General features: G+C 69.6%; 16 protein-coding genes. All 16 read left to right on the top strand.

The features are described from left to right. The first annotated feature begins 182 nt into the window (after positions 1-182). The 16 genes from OG386_RS11430 (at position 183) to OG386_RS11355 (ending at position 12,553) form a co-directional block, all read left to right on the top strand. Positions 183-434 (top strand): acyl carrier protein, encoded by a 252-nt coding sequence (locus tag OG386_RS11430; RefSeq protein WP_328788057.1) that lies wholly within the window; start codon positions 183-185, stop codon positions 432-434. Between the two features lie 40 nt (positions 435-474). After that, the gene (locus OG386_RS11425; protein ID WP_327382496.1) at positions 475-1,725 is read left to right on the top strand and encodes a beta-ketoacyl-[acyl-carrier-protein] synthase family protein; all 1,251 of its coding nucleotides are present in this window, start codon (positions 475-477) and stop codon (positions 1,723-1,725) included. Continuing rightward, positions 1,722-2,864 carry a beta-ketoacyl synthase N-terminal-like domain-containing protein gene (locus tag OG386_RS11420; RefSeq protein WP_328788056.1) on the top strand — a complete coding sequence of 381 codons (1,143 nt, stop codon included), beginning with the start codon at positions 1,722-1,724 and terminating at the stop codon, positions 2,862-2,864. Before OG386_RS11425 ends, OG386_RS11420 begins: the two co-directional genes overlap by 4 nt. Then, positions 2,861-3,817: a beta-ketoacyl synthase N-terminal-like domain-containing protein gene (locus OG386_RS11415; protein WP_328788055.1), complete on the top strand. Its 957-nt coding sequence runs from the start codon at positions 2,861-2,863 to the stop codon at positions 3,815-3,817. Before OG386_RS11420 ends, OG386_RS11415 begins: the two co-directional genes overlap by 4 nt. 134 nt (positions 3,818-3,951) lie before the next feature. Next, positions 3,952-4,671: an alpha/beta fold hydrolase gene (locus OG386_RS11410; RefSeq protein ID WP_328788054.1), complete on the top strand. Its 720-nt coding sequence runs from the start codon at positions 3,952-3,954 to the stop codon at positions 4,669-4,671. Continuing rightward, on the top strand, positions 4,671-5,672 hold the full coding sequence (locus OG386_RS11405) for a hypothetical protein (protein WP_328788053.1): 1,002 nt from the start codon (positions 4,671-4,673) through the stop codon (positions 5,670-5,672). Before OG386_RS11410 ends, OG386_RS11405 begins: the two co-directional genes overlap by 1 nt. A gap of 36 nt (positions 5,673-5,708) precedes the next feature. Next, on the top strand, positions 5,709-6,809 hold the full coding sequence (locus OG386_RS11400; protein WP_328788052.1) for a beta-ketoacyl synthase N-terminal-like domain-containing protein: 1,101 nt from the start codon (positions 5,709-5,711) through the stop codon (positions 6,807-6,809). A gap of 71 nt (positions 6,810-6,880) precedes the next feature. Continuing rightward, positions 6,881-7,156 (top strand): acyl carrier protein, encoded by a 276-nt coding sequence (locus OG386_RS11395; RefSeq protein WP_328788051.1) that lies wholly within the window; start codon positions 6,881-6,883, stop codon positions 7,154-7,156. Further along, positions 7,153-7,560 carry a 3-hydroxyacyl-ACP dehydratase FabZ family protein gene (locus tag OG386_RS11390; RefSeq protein ID WP_328788050.1) on the top strand — a complete coding sequence of 136 codons (408 nt, stop codon included), beginning with the start codon at positions 7,153-7,155 and terminating at the stop codon, positions 7,558-7,560. Before OG386_RS11395 ends, OG386_RS11390 begins: the two co-directional genes overlap by 4 nt. After that, the gene (locus OG386_RS11385) at positions 7,560-8,045 is read left to right on the top strand and encodes a 3-hydroxyacyl-ACP dehydratase FabZ family protein (RefSeq protein ID WP_327382488.1); all 486 of its coding nucleotides are present in this window, start codon (positions 7,560-7,562) and stop codon (positions 8,043-8,045) included. Before OG386_RS11390 ends, OG386_RS11385 begins: the two co-directional genes overlap by 1 nt. Continuing rightward, entirely contained in the window at positions 8,042-8,791 is a 750-nt protein-coding gene (gene fabG, locus OG386_RS11380; protein WP_328788049.1) for a 3-oxoacyl-[acyl-carrier-protein] reductase, read from the top strand. Before OG386_RS11385 ends, fabG begins: the two co-directional genes overlap by 4 nt. A gap of 45 nt (positions 8,792-8,836) precedes the next feature. Continuing rightward, positions 8,837-9,553: a 2-hydroxychromene-2-carboxylate isomerase gene (locus OG386_RS11375; RefSeq protein WP_328788048.1), complete on the top strand. Its 717-nt coding sequence runs from the start codon at positions 8,837-8,839 to the stop codon at positions 9,551-9,553. Positions 9,554-9,567: 14 nt separating this feature from the next. Then, positions 9,568-9,924 (top strand): DsrE family protein, encoded by a 357-nt coding sequence (locus OG386_RS11370; RefSeq protein ID WP_328788047.1) that lies wholly within the window; start codon positions 9,568-9,570, stop codon positions 9,922-9,924. 1 nt (position 9,925) lies between these two features. Then, positions 9,926-10,333: a hypothetical protein gene (locus tag OG386_RS11365; protein WP_328788046.1), complete on the top strand. Its 408-nt coding sequence runs from the start codon at positions 9,926-9,928 to the stop codon at positions 10,331-10,333. Beyond that, the gene (locus OG386_RS11360; RefSeq protein ID WP_328788045.1) at positions 10,333-10,731 is read left to right on the top strand and encodes a hypothetical protein; all 399 of its coding nucleotides are present in this window, start codon (positions 10,333-10,335) and stop codon (positions 10,729-10,731) included. The genes OG386_RS11365 and OG386_RS11360 overlap by 1 nt, the downstream gene beginning before the upstream one ends. Before the next feature lie 145 nt (positions 10,732-10,876). After that, the gene (locus OG386_RS11355) at positions 10,877-12,553 is read left to right on the top strand and encodes a phytoene desaturase family protein (RefSeq protein WP_328788044.1); all 1,677 of its coding nucleotides are present in this window, start codon (positions 10,877-10,879) and stop codon (positions 12,551-12,553) included. The last annotated feature ends 91 nt before the right edge of the window (positions 12,554-12,644 follow it).

Here is a 12,644-nt window from a genome sequence, read left to right as displayed (position 1 = left end):
GCGCCAGAGGTGGCCTATTGTTTCCCGAGTGCGGTTCGGGGAAGCGATCGAGTTTCGCCCCTGATTGATAGAGGGCCGCGGAGCCATCTGCTCCGTACGGCTTACCGCCATTTCCACGCTTCCAGTTTCTTACGCATGGGCGAACCATGCGGAAAGCTGGAATATCGAGAGGTTGAAACACCATGGCTTCTGTGACTGCCGAGCGCGCCGCGACGATCAAGGAGATCGTCTGCGAAATCCTTGAACTGGAGGAGGATGAGGTCACCGATACCAGTCTCTTCCGGGAAGACCACGATGCCGACTCCCTCCGTGCGATCGAGATCCTCGCGTCGCTCGAGAAGGAATTCAAGGTGGTCATCGACCAGGCCGAGCTGGCTCGCATGGTGAACCTCAAGGGCGTCAACGAGGTCGTCGCCGAGTCCGCCGGCTGGTAGTTCCTGTCGCTGTCCAGGCCGAGACTGGTTGAGGAATCCGATGACGAATCTCGCAGGTAATGGTCCGAGCTCAACAGCTCATAGAGTGGTTCTGACCGGGTTTGGGGTCTTCTCAAGCATCGGAGTGGGAGCGGAGGAGTTCGCCGAAGGGCTGCGCTCCGGACGGAGCGGCGCGAAGCCGATCACCGCCTTCGACACCAACGGATTCGCCCACGCCAACGGGTGCGAGATCGTCGGCTTCGAGCCCGAGAAGTACATCCGCAACCTCGACGTGGACGAGCTCGGCCGGGCCAGCCAGTTCTCGGTCGCGGCAGCACGCATGGCCATCGAGGACGCCGGCCTCGAGGAGGAGAGCCTGCGCGAGCAGCGGGGCCTGATCTCGATCGGCACGACCGACGGCGAGTCCTTCGACCTGGACCAGCTCGTCGAGAGCCAGATCCGGTTCGGTCCCGAGCACATGGACTCCACCATCGCGCGCCGGGTCCGGGCCGGCCGGTTGTCGGCGGCGGTGGCCCATGAGCTGGGGCTGACCGACGTCGAAGCGGTGACGATCCCGACCGCCTGCGCGGCCGGGAACTACGCCATCGGCTACGGCTTCGACGCCGTGCGTACGGGCGAAGTGGACTTCGCCCTGTGCGGCGGCGCCGACGCCATGTGCCGCAAGACCTTCGCCGGGTTCTACCGGCTGGGCACGATCGCCCCGGAGCTGTGCCAGCCCTTCGACGCCGACCGCAAGGGCATACTCACCGGCGAGGGCGCCGGCATCCTCGTCCTGGAAAGCCTGGAGTCGGCGCTGGCGCGCGGCGCCCGGATCTACGCCGAGGTGCTCGGCTACGGGCTGAACTGCGATGCCTACCACCAGGTGGCACCCAATCAGGCGAGCGTCGGACGCTGCATGGAACTCGCCCTGGAGAACGCGGGCATCAAGCCGGAGGACGTGGACCTGATCTCCGCCCACGGCACCGGCACCAAGGCCAATGACATCACCGAGGCCCGCGCCATCCGCGAGGTGTACGGAGACAGTCCGCCGCGCACCATCTCGATCAAGTCGATGCTCGGGCACACCATGGGAGCCGCCAGTGCGCTCGCGGCGATCGCGTGCTCGCTCGCCATCGTGCACCGGTTCATTCCGCCCACCATCAACCACGTCACCACCGACCCGGAGTGCGAGGTGGACTGCGTCCCCAACGAGGCCGTGGAGGCCGATCTCCGGATCGTCCAGAACAACGGACTGGCCTTCGGCGGCAACAACGCGATCGTCATCCTCGGGAAGTACGAGGGGGACCGATGAGCCGCTGGCCGGTGACCGGCATGGGCGCGGTGGCGAGCACCGGCGGCGATGTCGAGACGATCTTCTCCCAGTTGTGCGCGGGCCGCAGCGGACTGGGCGAACTGCGGGGCTTCAACCGGGACTGGTACAACGCCGGGCACCTCTACGAGGTGGACAACCGCCCCGAGCCCGGTGCCGACGTCGTCGGCCGGGCCACCGGCCTGCTGCTGGAGGCAGTGGCACAGGCCGCACGGGACGCCGGACTGGGCGAGGACCTGCGAGGCGTTCCGGTACTGGTGGGCACCGGGCTCCGGGAGCTGCGTTCGCTGGAACTGCGCTCGCGCGACGGCCAGGAGTTCGACGTCTCGCGGATGCACTTCGGCACCGCCCTGCGCGAGCGCTTCGGGGCCGAGGACACCCACACCATCTCCAACGCATGCTCGGCGTCTCTGTACGCGCTGGCACTCGGAGTGGACCTCCTGGAGTTCCAGGGCGCGGAAACGGTGATCGTCGCCGGGGTGGACGTGATCACGGAGAGCATGTTCGGCCTGTCGGACCGGCTCCAGCTGGAACCGCCCGGTCAGTTGCGCCCGTTCGACCGGGAACGCAAGGGCACGGTGATGGGGGAGGGCGCGGCGGCGATCGTCCTGCGCCGCGAACCCCCCGCAGAGCCGGGCGCGTCACACGGCTGGGTCCGCGGCGTGAGCGTCAACTGCGACGCCTTCCACGCCACCGCACCCGATCCCCAGGGCATCGCGGCCGCGATCCGTGACGCGCACACCCGGGCCGGGGTCAAGGCCGAGGACATCGAGCTCGTGATGGTGCACGGCACCGGCACCCAGCTCAACGACGCCGCAGAGGGAACCGCCCTGCAAGAGGTGTACGGACCGCACATCGGGCGTCCGGTCATGACGGGCGTGAAGTCGATGACCGGGCACACCTCGGGAGCGTCCGGAGTGCTGAGCCTGATCGTGGCACTGCGGTCCATGAGGGAAGGACGGATCCCGCCCATCACCGGTCTGGACGACGTCGCGGACGAGGCGTCCGAGTTCAGGTTCGTCCGCGACGCGAGCGTCCGGGCCGATGTGCAGCTGGCGCAGATCGACGCGTTCGGCTTCGGCGGGATCAACGCGGTGGCAGTAGTGGAGGCGGCACAGTGAACCCAGTGGTGACCGGAGTCGGCCTGGCCCTTCCGGGCGTCGGCTCGGCGGGAGACCTCCTGGAGGCCGTCAGCGAGGACCGTGCCGCCGTGGATCCGGCGGCGCGCATCGGCAAGAAGGGGCTGCGCTACAAGGACCGGGCCACCCAGCTGGCGCTGTGCTGCGCCGACGAAGCCCTGCGGGACGCCGGGCTGCTGGGCGAGGACGGGCTGACCGTACCGGGCGAGACGATCGCCGTCCTGGTCGCCTCCAACTACGGCAACGCGGACACGGTCTGCTCGGTGGTGGAACTGATCGCCGCGGACGGCGGCACAGGTGGCATCAGCCCGATGGACACCCCCAACGCGTCCAGCAACGTGATCGCGTCCACGCTGGCCATCAAGCACGGTCTGCGCGGCCCGAACCTGATGATCTGCAACGGTCCGACCTCGGGGCTGGACGCCGTCCGCTGGGCCGATGCCCTGATCACCTCCGGCCGGGCCGGCCGGGCGCTGGTCCTCGGGGTGGAGCCCGACAACGAGGTGGTCCGGAAACTGACGGGCGCGGACCGCGTCATCGACGGCGCCGCCGCGGTCCTCGTCGAGCACCCGGACCTCGCGCGGGCACGGGGCGCCGAGCCGCGGGCGGTGGTGGGCCTGAGCGTACGGACCACGAGCGTCCAGGCCTGCCTGGACAGCCTGGGCGGTGCGGGGCCCGACAGTACGCCCGGCGCCTGGTTCACCCCGGGCGAAAGCGGGGGCGAGGCGCTCGGGGACCTCCTGCCGCAGGTCCCCCGCTACGACCTTTGCGACGTGTGGGGCGAGCCGTCGTCCGTACTGGGCGTCCTGCAGTGCGTCGGAGCGGTCGGCTGGTACGCAGGCGGCGGAACCGGACCGGTCTACGCGCTGGCCGGACGGACCGGTGACGACGCCACCGCGGGGCTGGCCCTCCTGGCGCCGGGCGCGGCCCGGTGAACGTACTCCCAGCGCCATCGGCGGCGCGCGCGGACCAGCGTGCGCGGGCCGGGAGCGCGGGAGCGCCGGCCGGAGCGCCGAGCCCCCTGTACGTCCGGTACCGCCCGGCTGATGGGGGCCCCACCCTGCGCGGGTTGCTGCTGCACGGTCTGGCCGGCAGCGGCACGGTGTGGGACGGCTTGTGGGAGAACGCTCCCGCGGGACTCGAGGCCTGGACCGCCGAGCTGCCGTGGCGCGCCGAGTTCGTCGCCCGATGGGGGCAGCAGGAACACGACACCGAAGGCATCCCCGCCGCCCTGGGCCAGGTGCCCGGCGGAGCACAGCTGGTGATCGCCCATTCCTTCTCCGCCAACCTGCTCCTGGAACACCTCAGCGGACAGGCCGCACGGGGCGCCGACCCGATCGGGCAGTACGGGATCCGCGGCATCGTCCTGGTCTCGCCCTTCTACCGGCGCCTCGCCGGTGATTTCGAATGGGACGTGGCCGCCGGACTGCAACAGAAGTTCCTCCACCTCATGGAGGAGGGCATCCGGAGCAGACCGGGGCGTCCGATCGACCCCGAACTCCGCCGACAGATGGCGAGGCGCGTGTGCGAACGCGTCGGACCGCACGGCTGGCTGAAGTTCTTCCAGACCTACCTGCGCACCCCTTGGCTGCGCACCGACCTGATCAAGGTGCCCTGCCTGGTCGTCACCGGGAGCGAGGACTTCGCCGCCGAGGAGAGCGCGACGCTGGCCACGGACCTCCCCGATGCCGAACTGCGCGTGATTCCGGGGCAGGGCCACTACCCCATGGCCGAGGACCCGCGGCTGTTCTCCGCCTTGTTGGACGAATTCATCTCTAGGAGTATGTAATGCCCGGAACCGCGGCGAAGAAGCTGCTCAACGAGTCGACCAACGTAGTCCTCACGCCCGGCTACGAAGGTGCCAACATCGGGACCATCATCGGCTTCAAGCACGTCAACTACCTGGTCGAGAAGGCCGTCATCGAGCACTTCCGGCGTAGCGGCCTGCCGGTGGGGCGCCTCTACGAAGAGAACGGCCTCGGCTTCGACATCACGCACATCGACTCCCGCCTGCAGACCGCGCTGGTGGTCGACGACCAGGCGTCGATCGAGGTCACGCCGGTGACCAAGGACGGCGCCCAGGAGCTGTCGTTCAAGGTCGTGATCATCGTGGAGCGCGACGGAGCGCACAAGAAGGCCGTGACCTCGAAGGTCCGTGCCGTACTGCGGTACGACGAGAACGACACGCGGATGCTGCGCAGGCTGCCCGTCCCCGAGGGGCTCGAGCCCTTCGTGGTCGCGGCCATCGGCGGCGCCGAGCCCGGCGCGGCCGTGCCCGTCCTGGGCGATGCCCTGGTTTCCGGCGGATCCACCGACTCGGACCCGGTGCTGGACCAGCTGCTGGCCGGCGAGAACGCCTACGGCTGGAAGTTCCGCATCCCCTACCCCTTCGTGCACTTCTTCGACCGGCTCCAGATGTCCGGCTACCTGCGGCTCATGGAGGAGGCCAAGCACCGCTTCGTGGACGCCCGCGGCATCTCGATCCGCAAGCTGCTGGCCGAGACGAACTGGATCCCCGCGGTGACCCACTCCCAGGTGACGCTGCTCGACGAGGCGTTGCTGGAGGAGGACCTCTACGTCGTCTACACCGTGGACGACGTCTTCAAGAACCTCCTCTACACCTCCCGGCTGGACTGCTACGTGGTGCGTGACGGACGGCTGGTGCAGACCGCCACGGGTTCGATCACCCACGCGTACGGAGTGGTCGAGAACGGGCGCGAAGGCCGCCTGGTCACCTTTGACGACCGTGTCCTGCGCGCCTTCAACAACGAGACCGAGCCCGCGGCCTGACCGGCCGGTGCACCACGAGACGTCGGAGGTTCGGCTGTGAGCAGGGGGGTGACCGCGGTGCGCGGTCCGGTGATCACCGGTTGGTCGGCGGTGTCGCCGTTCGGCATCGGCCGCGAGGCCTTCGTCGAGGGCGCCCGGTCGGGGCGGCCGACGGCGGCGGCACCGGATTCCGCCGCATGGACGGGACCCGACGAACGGGTCTGCCTGGTGCCGGGGTTCGTCATCAAGGACGTGCTGGGCCGCAAGGGCACCCGGTCCATGGACCGGGTGACCGGCTTGGCCGTCACCACCGTGCGCGAACTGATCTCGGACGCGGCCGACGACGGTGCCGTCGAGAGCGGTGAGGACGTAGGCCTCGTCATCGGCACGACGACCGGCAGTGCCGAGAGCATGATGAACATCACTCGGGACACCCTCGTCCACGAGAAGCCCTTCTACATCGACCCCTCGCACATCCCCAACGCCATCATGAACTGCGCGGCGGGCCAGTGCGCCATCTGGTACGGGCTGAAGGGCCCGAACACCACGGTCGCGGCAGGGCGTGCCTCGGGCCTGCTGGCGCTCAACTACGCACGGCGGCTGCTGGCATCGGGCCGGGCGCGGACCGTGCTGTGCGGTGCGGTGGAGGAGTACTCCTCGTCCCGTTCCTGGCTGGACTGGCACACCCGTTCCGAGGACGAGGCGGGCACGGTCCTCGGTGAGGGGTGCGCCGTACTGCGGCTCCGGCCGGCGGACTCCGTCGCGGAGGGCGAGGGGCTGGCCGAGGTCGTGACCGTCGAGCCGGGCATCGTGGGCCCGACGGGCGTGGCGCAGTCGCTGGCCGCGTGCGTGACCCGGGCGCTGCGCCGGGCGGGGGCGGACCGGTCGGACGTATGGGCGGTGTCCCCTTCGAACGCGCCGGGCACCGCGGGCGAGCAGGAGCGGGAAGGGCTGGAGAGCGTCTTCGGCGGCCTGAGCCCGCGGTACGTACCCAGCCCGACCCAGATCGGCGACACCGCCGCGGCCACCGCCGCCTTCCAGATGGTGTCCGTACTGACCGCGGCCCAGGACGACTCCCGGGCCGCGGGGCGTCTCGCGGCGGTCACCTCCGTCGACCGGGACGGTGTGCTGGCCTGCGCGCTCCTGCGCCTGCGCTGAACCCGTCACCGCCCTCGGCCACCGTCCGCCGTCGGCCCCTCCCACGAGCTGTTCCCACGAAAGGATCTGCCATGTCCGTCTCCGAGCTCGAGCACGTCTCCAGAGGAACCCTGGACAAGGAGGAACTGCGCACCACCGTCGCCGAGATCCTCGACATCGACGCCCAACAACTGGCCGATGACGCCCATTTCATGGAAGACCTCGAGGTGGATTCGCTGATGGCCCTCGAAGTCGTCGTCGTGCTGGAGAAGAAGTACGGCGTCAAGTTCTCCGAGGGAGAGCTGCGGGACGTCGTCACCCTCCGGCGTGCGCACGGCCTGCTGGCCCAGAAGCTGCTGGCGTCGTGACGCTGCTCCACCACAACAGTCCGGTCCGCGCGGTGATCCGGGTGCTCCGGCCCGCGCGGGCCGACGGCGGGGACGGTGAGCTGCGGTCGAGTGCCGAGACGCTGGTCGAAGCCGAGGAGCCGGTGTTCGCAGGGCACTACCCGGACTTTCCGATCTTCCCCGGCGTGTGCGTCGTCGAATGCGTCCACCGGGCTGCGCGCGCCACGGCTCCGGCGGCCGGACTGAGCCTGGCCGCCCTGGAGTCCGCGCGCTTCGTCGGAGCCGTCTTCCCCGGTGACACGCTCACGGTCGAACTCCGGTGGAAGCCCCGGGAGGACGGCTGGAGCGCGACCGGTGAGGCGTCCACCGCCCGCGGGACGGCCGCGAAGGTCCGCCTGCGCTACCGAGCCGGAGGAGACGGGTGATGAACGCTGCGGAGATCAAGCGGATGCTGCCCCACCGGTACCCCATGCTCCTCGTGGACCGGGTGCTGGAGCTGGTACCGGGCGAAAGCCTGCGGGCGGTCAAGGCGATCACGTGCAACGAGCCGTGGTACCAGCACCTCGGGGACGACGCCGGCGAGGAGGAGTTCGCCTATCCGCAGACCCTGCTGGTCGAGTCCTGGGGCCAGGCCGCGGGACTGCTCGCCGTGCACGCCGGCTCGCCCGAGGGGGACCTCGGCGGCCAGGTGATGCTGGCCGGTGCCATGTCCGGTGTGGAGTTCCTCCGGGCCGTCTACCCCGGAGACGTCCTGGAGCACCGGGTACGGGTCTTCCGCGCACTGACCGACACCGTCGTCTTCGATGGCGAGAGCCTCGTGGACGGGCAGGTGGCCATGACGTTCTCGCGCATGGTGATGGCATTTCGGCCGGGCGAGCAGCTCCGGCCGAGGGAGGAACAACGAGCGTGACCGACAACAGCGCATCCAAGGTGGCCCTGATCAGCGGCGGGTCCCGGGGCATCGGACGGGCGACCGCCCTTCGGCTGGCCCAGGACGGCTTCCACGTGGGCTTCTGCTACCAGTCCAACGAGCAGGCGGCGAAGGAACTGGCGCAGGCGATCGCGGCGCTGGGCGTCAAGGCCCGGGCCGTACGGGCCGACGTCTCCGACGGTGGTTCGGTGCGCAGCTTCGTAGCCGAGACGGAGAACGAGCTGGGCCCGATCGACGTCGCGGTGACCTCGGCCGGCATCACCAAGGACAACGCCCTGCTGATGATGCCCGACGACGACTGGCACCAGGTCATCGACGTGAACCTGAGCGGCGTCTTCCATGTGTGCCGGTCGGTGATCTTCGAGATGATGAAGCGGAAGTCGGGTTCCATCGTGAACATCTCTTCCGTGGCCGGTGTGTACGGGAACGCCACCCAGACCAACTATGCGGCGTCCAAAGCGGGGATCATCGGGTTCTCCCGCTCGCTGGCCAAGGAGGTCGGCCGGTACGGCATCCGGGCCAATGTCGTGGCACCGGGGTTCATCGAGACCGACATGACGGCCGACCTCAGCGAGAAGGTCAAGAAGCAGGCCATGCAGTCGATTCCGCTCAGGCGCCTCGGCCGTGCCGAGGAGGTCGCCGACCTGGTCTCGTACCTCGCGTCCGACCGCGCCTCCTACATCACCGGCGCCGTGCTCCAGATCGACGGCGGAATCATCATCTAGCCCTCGCCCTTTCCCACCCTCCTGCTACGAGTCGGGGTTCTCCTCATGGCCAAGAAGAAGAAGCAGCCGCGTTGGTACTTCTCCCTGCGCAGTCCGTACTCCTGGTTCGCCTACCGGGATCTGACCGAACACCATGCCGACGTGGCCGACGCCATCGAGTGGATCCCCTTCTGGGAGCCCGACGAGATCACTCAGGGGATGTTGGACGAGGCCGACGTCGAACTGCCCATCGTCGCCATGTCCCGGGCGAAGGGCTTCTACATCCTCCAGGACACGGCACGGCTCTCCAAGGCCCGCGGCCTGGCGATGACCTGGCCCATCGACAAGGACCCCAACTGGGAGGTGTCCCACCTGGCCTACCTCGTGGCGGAACGGGAGGGGCGCGGGCGGGAGTTCATCGACCTCGCCTACCGGGCCCGCTGGGAGGAGGGTCGGGACATCACCAAGCGGGAGACGATGGCGGAGATCGCCGGCGTGCTGGGCCTGGACCCCGAGCTGCTGGCCGGCGCCATCGACGATCCGGACGTGCGCAAGCAGGGTGTGGAGTGCCTGGTCTCCTCCTACCAGGACGGCCTGTTCGGGGTTCCGTTCTTCGTGTACGGCAGGGACAAGTTCTGGGGCGCCGACCGGCTCAGGCTCTTCGTCGCCGCCCACCGGGGCCAGCCCCTGGAAGACGTGGAGAAGGGGTGGCAGGACCACGTCGAGCTGCCCAGCTTCTCCGCTGCCGCGGGCGACACCGGGCACGCCGGCGGATGCGGCTGACGCGGGCGTCTGCGATGAGCGACGAAGAGAGCGAGTACGCCCCGGCCACGTCCCATCTCCTGGTGGAGACCAAAGGACCGTGGTCCGGGCCGGGGTGCGCGGGATTCCTGCGCGATGCCCGTGACCTGGCACGTACCGGCCATCGCGTGCGGCTGCTGTTCATCCAGGACGGCGTCTCGGCGGCGGTGGCGGGCTCGCTCGGCGAGACCGCCTCGGCGGCCGCGGCGGGCTGCGAGATCTGGGTGGACCGGTTCTCGCTCGCCCAGCGCGGACTCGACGAGTCCGGCCTCCTGCCGGAAGCGAGCCCGGTCGAGATGCCGGAGGTGGCGGCCTGGGTGCTGGAGCCGGACGTGAGGGTGGTGTGGCACTGACATGGCGACGAAGGTCCCGGCCGCGGACGTACTGATGACGCTGATGGGCTCCCCCTACGAGAGCGACATCGTCACCAGCGCCCTGCGGCTCTCCCAGTCCCTGCTCGAGAGCGGTGCGAAGGTCCACGTCTGGGCCTGCGGATACGCGACCATGCTGACGCAACAGGGCCTCGGGGACAGCAAACCGCGCAACCTGGCGGCGTGGTCCACGGAGTACCCCTCGACGGTCACGGTCATCCAGGAGATGCTCCGCGCCTTCCCCGGACGGTTCCACTGGTACGCCTGCCGCTTCTGCAGCGACGACCGGGGCGCCGTCGCCCACATCCCCGAAGTCCCGTTGCGCGCGCCGACCAAGTTCGCGGAGCACGTCGCAGCGGCGGGCAAGACCTTGTACCTGGGAGTGATGTGATGGCCGCCGGGTCCCAGCGGGCGCTCGCGATCATCGAACGCGGCTATCGAGGCGCTGTGGAGACCCAGTTCTCCGACGAGCTGTACTGCGCCTTCCTCTTCCACCGTCACCTCGGCGGACTGGACGTCCTGCTGCGCGGGTCGGCGGTCACGTACGCGGCCCGTGCGGGCCGGACCCCGCACCTGCGCCTGGGGGACCGCGACCTCACCACTTTGAGCGAGCCGCGGCAGGGCCTGCGCGTCCTGCTCGACTCCGGCGTCGGAGTGTGGGCCGAGGAACCGGACCTGAGGCTCCATGGATTGAGCGGCGAAGAGAGCCTCCTGGCGGGCGTGCACAGGGCCGCGGCCGGGTCGATGGCCCTGCGGTGGTCCGGCTACCGCGCCGTCTTCTACCTGTAGGCGGACAGCGCTGGCACCTTCCGGTCATGCGTATCCATCGCGAGGGGTACGGGCCGGCACGGTGTCAGCACGGCCCCTTTGTCTTCGGACCGTACTCCTCGCGCACTCGCGCGGGGTGGATCACTGGAAAGGCGGAATTGCTGGTATGTCGGCTCGGGATGAGTGGGATGCCATTGTGGTCGGCTCGGGACTGGGCGGGCTGGTGTGTGCGGCCTATCTGGCAACGGGCGGGCGCCGGGTACTGGTGGTGGAACAGCACGACGTCGCCGGCGGCAACAGCCACGTCTTCCGGCGTCGTCGGGCCTACGAGTTCGACGTCGGCGTGCACTACCTCGGCGACTGCGGACCCGACGGGGTCCTGCCCGCGATCTTCGCCGGGCTCGGCCTCAAGGACCGGGTCACCTACCGGGAGATGGACCGAACCGGATTCGACCGGATCGTCACTCCCGGCGTCACGATGGACATGCCGGCCGGCTGGCCGCAGTACCGGCAGAGGCTGAAAGAGGCCCTGCCCGGGGACGCCGAGGGCATCGACCGGTTCATCGACACCTGTGCCGCCCTGGGTGAGGAGATGCGGTCGGCGCTCCTGTCGGCGGACGACCTGACGATCACCGAGCTCGTGGCCCGTACGCCGACCACGGTGAAGTGGGGACGCCGCAACCTGTCCGAGCTCTTCGACCACTGCGGGCTGTCCACGCAGGCACGGACCATCCTGGCCGCCCAGTCGCCGAACTACGGCATGGGTCCCGACCAGGCCAGCGTCTCGATGCACGCGACGGTCACCGACCACTACGTCCGCGGTGCCTACTACCCCGAGGGCGGAGGCCAGGTGCTGGCGGCCTCCCTGGTGGAAGTGCTGGAGTCGCACGGCGGCGAACTCCTCACCAAGAGCAAGGTGGAACGCATCCTCGTCGAGGACGGGAAGGTCACCGGGGTCGGTCTGGAAGGCGGCCGGCTGCTCAGGTCTTCCCTCGTCGTGTCCAACGCGGACTACCGCAGGACGGTCCTGGACCTCGTCGGCGAAGAGCACTTCCCGCGCCGCCTGGTGTCCAAGACGCGCGACGCCACCATGGGACTGCCCTTCGCCACGCTCTACATCGCGTTGGACACGGAGCTGCCCAGCCGCCCCAACGCGAACCTGTGGTGGTACCGGGACGACGACATCGACGGGTACTACAAGCGACTGGCCGACGGCGACCTCGACCCGGTGCCGTTCCTCTTCATGTCCTTCGCCTCCCTCAAAGACCCCGGTTCGCGCAACGTCTGCCCGCCGGGCCACAGCAACTTCCAGGTGATGACGTTGTGCCCGCCGAGCTACGACCACTGGGGCGTCGAGGAGGGCCCCGCTTCCGGTGAGCGCTACCGGCGCAAGAGCGTCTACAAGGAGCGGAAGGCCCAGCTGACCGAGGCGATGCTGAGCGCCGCGGAGGAGGCCATCGGCCCGTTCCGCAAGCACATCGTCCACCTGGAGGCGGCCACCCCGCTGACCCACGAGCGGTACACCCTGTCAACCGGCGGAACCCCGTTCGGCCTGGCGGAATGGGGAGCAGGAGGAAGCCGGCCGGACACCCGCACATCGGTGGAGGGCCTGTACGTCGTGGGCGCGAACACCCGGTACGGCAGCGGAATCACCGGCGTGGCGGTCGGGGGCATCGCCTGCGCGGGGCAGATCCTCGAGCGGCGCCTGATGAACGAGGTCCACACGGGATCCTTCGTGGCGGACTCCGCCCTGCTGCCCGAACGCCCCGAAGGCTGGGACCCGCTCGCGGTGTCCCGCGGCACCGCACGTCGGGGCGCGCGCGGCCTCGCCAGGATCCGCTGACCGCAGGCACGCCCCGCGCCCCACGGCGCGCGGCGCCTTCCTGCCGCGGTCCTGCCGCCGTCCGCGAGCAGCCGGTCCTGGTGTTTCGCCG

This window comes from Streptomyces sp. NBC_00273 (assembly GCF_036178145.1).
In the GTDB taxonomy this organism is placed as follows: Bacteria; Actinomycetota; Actinomycetes; order Streptomycetales; family Streptomycetaceae; genus Streptomyces.
Note: the sequence above shows the minus strand (reverse complement) of the source record. Positions and strands in the feature narration are given on the sequence as shown.

Coding starts and splice junctions, on each gene's coding strand:
- OG386_RS11430 (WP_328788057.1), top strand. CDS start 183: ATGGCTTCTGTGACTGCCGAGCGCGCCGCGACGATCAAGGAGATCGTC.
- OG386_RS11425 (WP_327382496.1), top strand. CDS start 475: ATGACGAATCTCGCAGGTAATGGTCCGAGCTCAACAGCTCATAGAGTG.
- OG386_RS11420 (WP_328788056.1), top strand. CDS start 1,722: ATGAGCCGCTGGCCGGTGACCGGCATGGGCGCGGTGGCGAGCACCGGC.
- OG386_RS11405 (WP_328788053.1), top strand. CDS start 4,671: ATGCCCGGAACCGCGGCGAAGAAGCTGCTCAACGAGTCGACCAACGTA.
- OG386_RS11395 (WP_328788051.1), top strand. CDS start 6,881: ATGTCCGTCTCCGAGCTCGAGCACGTCTCCAGAGGAACCCTGGACAAG.
- OG386_RS11385 (WP_327382488.1), top strand. CDS start 7,560: ATGAACGCTGCGGAGATCAAGCGGATGCTGCCCCACCGGTACCCCATG.
- OG386_RS11375 (WP_328788048.1), top strand. CDS start 8,837: ATGGCCAAGAAGAAGAAGCAGCCGCGTTGGTACTTCTCCCTGCGCAGT.
- OG386_RS11370 (WP_328788047.1), top strand. CDS start 9,568: ATGAGCGACGAAGAGAGCGAGTACGCCCCGGCCACGTCCCATCTCCTG.
- OG386_RS11365 (WP_328788046.1), top strand. CDS start 9,926: ATGGCGACGAAGGTCCCGGCCGCGGACGTACTGATGACGCTGATGGGC.
- OG386_RS11360 (WP_328788045.1), top strand. CDS start 10,333: ATGGCCGCCGGGTCCCAGCGGGCGCTCGCGATCATCGAACGCGGCTAT.
- OG386_RS11355 (WP_328788044.1), top strand. CDS start 10,877: ATGTCGGCTCGGGATGAGTGGGATGCCATTGTGGTCGGCTCGGGACTG.